Annotated in this window: 3 protein-coding genes and 1 pseudogene; all 4 read right to left on the bottom strand. The window is 63.1% G+C overall.

From position 1 onward, the window contains the following. Positions 1–165 (bottom strand): annotated as a pseudogene (locus EOA86_RS40780) (NAD(P) transhydrogenase subunit alpha); the annotation flags it as partial. Further along, positions 162–1,433 carry a Re/Si-specific NAD(P)(+) transhydrogenase subunit alpha gene (locus EOA86_RS30670; RefSeq protein WP_128345042.1) on the bottom strand — a complete coding sequence of 424 codons (1,272 nt, stop codon included), beginning with the start codon at positions 1,431–1,433 and terminating at the stop codon, positions 162–164. The pseudogene EOA86_RS40780 and the gene EOA86_RS30670, both read right to left, overlap by 4 nt. 85 nt (positions 1,434–1,518) lie before the next feature. Then, positions 1,519–1,743, bottom strand: a complete 225-nt coding sequence (locus tag EOA86_RS30665; protein WP_029347610.1) for an aa3-type cytochrome c oxidase subunit IV — start codon at positions 1,741–1,743, stop codon at positions 1,519–1,521. Between the two features lie 178 nt (positions 1,744–1,921). Then, positions 1,922–2,071: a DUF3096 domain-containing protein gene (locus EOA86_RS30660; RefSeq protein WP_065006071.1), complete on the bottom strand. Its 150-nt coding sequence runs from the start codon at positions 2,069–2,071 to the stop codon at positions 1,922–1,924. Positions 2,072–2,434: the final 363 nt, after the last annotated feature.

The following is a 2,434-nucleotide window of genomic DNA, read 5'->3' as shown; positions in this document are numbered from 1 at the left end:
GCGGAAGACGAACGGATCGATCGCCCCGCCGGACAGAGCGTGCGCGGCGTCGCCCGCCGCATCGGTGCCGCCTGGAGCTGTGGCCAGATCCTGCACAGCGAGACGGACGGCGGCGGTCGCCTGATCGAGCTGGTCAAGGGCTTTCTGCAAGGTCTGGTCCATCACGCGATCCCTTTCGGCTTGTTAGCGAGCGACCTGGGTGCGGCAAGTTTCCTGGATGTGGCAGCTTTCTTTGGCGCGGCCGGTTTTTCTCCAGCAGCGGGCTTCGCAGGCTCGGCCGAGGCGATCATCACCGCCGGCTTGCCGATGAAAGCCGGATGCACAACCTGCCCGCCATCGGTCAGCATCGTCGCCTTGACCAAGTCGTCGTCGCGGTTGATGGCAAGCGTCTTCGTGGTCTTGTCGACCAGTGTCTCGAGGAACGCAAAAAGGTTCCTGGCGTAGAGCAGCGAGGCGGAGGCCGCGACGCGGCCCGGTACGTTGAGATGGCCGATGATTTTCACCCCGCTGGCCGTGGTCACCACCTGCCCGGGCACGGCGCCTTCGACATTGCCGCCACGTTCGACCGCGAGATCGACGATCACCGAGCCCGGCTTCATCGAGGCGACCATCGCGGCTGAAACCAGCTTCGGCGCCGGACGGCCGGGGATCAGCGCGGTGGTGATGACAATGTCCTGCTTGGCGATGTGCTCGGCGGTCAGCGCCGCTTGCTTGGCCTGGTATTCCTTAGACATTTCCTTGGCGTAGCCGCCAGCCGTCTCGGCCGCCTTGAACTCCTCATCCTCGACCGCCAGAAACTTTGCGCCAAGCGAGGCGACCTGTTCCTTGGCTGCGGGGCGCACGTCAGTGGCGGTGACGACGGCGCCAAGCCGCCTTGCAGTTGCAATGGCCTGCAGGCCGGCGACGCCGACGCCCATGATGAAGGCTTTCGCCGCCGGCACCGTGCCGGCCGCCGTCATCATCATCGGCAGCGCCCGGTCATATTCCGCAGCCGCGTCGATCACCGCCTGATAGCCGGCGAGGTTCGCCTGACTGGACAGGACGTCCATCGATTGGGCGCGCGTGATGCGCGGCATGAACTCCATCGAGAACGCGGTGGCGCCGGCCCTTGCCAGAGCATCGACGGCAGCATCGTTGCCATAGGGATCCATGATGGCGATGACGGCAGTGCCCGGGCGATAGGCCTTCAGCTCCGCCTCATCAGGCCGGCGCACCTTCAGCACCACATCGGCCTTGGCGACATCGGCGGCCTCACCGACCACAGCGCCGGCCTTACCGAACTCCTCGTCAGGAATGCGCGATGCCGTGCCGGCGCCGCTTTCGACGATCACGTTGAACCCCAGCCCCGCCAGCCGCTTCACCGTGTCGGGCGAGGCAGCAACGCGCGGCTCATTCGCATCGAGCTCACGAGGGATGAAAATCGTCTGTCCCACCGCATGATCCTTTCGGCTGGAACCTGTCTGCGCAGGACGCCGGCCGGATTTCCGGCGATGTCACGGGCAAGGGGTTTTGAAGAATTTACCGGAGAATGAAAGCGCCGAGGGCGAGGATCAGAACGAACAGGACAAATGCCGAGAAGAAGCCGCCCGCAAAGAAGCCGAAAGCCATTGCCAGAAGCACGGCGGCGCAAAACAGCGACCCGTATTTGGCGAGCATGACAAAGCCGGCATAGGTGCGGTCGTGCTCGGCATAGTCCATCTTCGCGCCTAGTTCGACAGGACCGGTCGGCGAGTGATCAGCCATAGGAATACCCCTTCGAAGACATCTTTCAGGCACATAGCGAAAAGCCAGGCCGAGGGCAATGGCGCTATTGCCGCATCGCTGGAGACAACAGCCTCAAAGGAAAGTTGAAGCTGCCCGATGCAGAGAGGATGTTCCTGAAGTGACCGTGGCTGCCGCCTTGCGGCTGAGGCTTGTCACATCAACCGGCAAGCTGCGGAAACAGCCCGAGCAGGCCAACGACGATCAGATAGAGCGCGACGATGTAGTTGAGGAGTCGCGGCATCACCAGGATCAGCACGCCGGCAATCAGCGAGATAAGCGGAGTGAGTGCGAGCGTGGAAATGGTCATGTCGTTTCCTTTCGATAGGATTGCCGCCAACGCTATGCGGGTCGACGTCGTTCATGCGCCACCGGCGCGCTTGCCAGAACGCCGAAGCGGCCGGAAAGCTCCATGGCCAGGCTGCAAAGTTGCCGAATGACTTGCCTTGTTTAGGTGCATGTTGTTGTCCCAAAACCACTGCGCGCTTTTGGGCGACGTACATCAGGCGGCTTCGCGAAAATACTTGGCTGTGGGCAGGATGGTCAGCGGCGCGAGTTCACCGACGTGGGGCATGTCGAACAGCATGCGCTGCTCCATCGGAGTCGAACGGAAGAACGGGAACCGGGAGAGGGACCGCTCGCGGATCGCATTGACGTCGGCACGGTAGAGCAC

Source organism: Mesorhizobium sp. M5C.F.Ca.IN.020.32.2.1, from assembly GCF_004023105.1.
GTDB classification, from domain to species: Bacteria; Pseudomonadota; Alphaproteobacteria; order Rhizobiales; family Rhizobiaceae; genus Mesorhizobium; species Mesorhizobium wenxiniae.
This window is presented reverse-complemented; position numbering and strand designations above follow the sequence as displayed.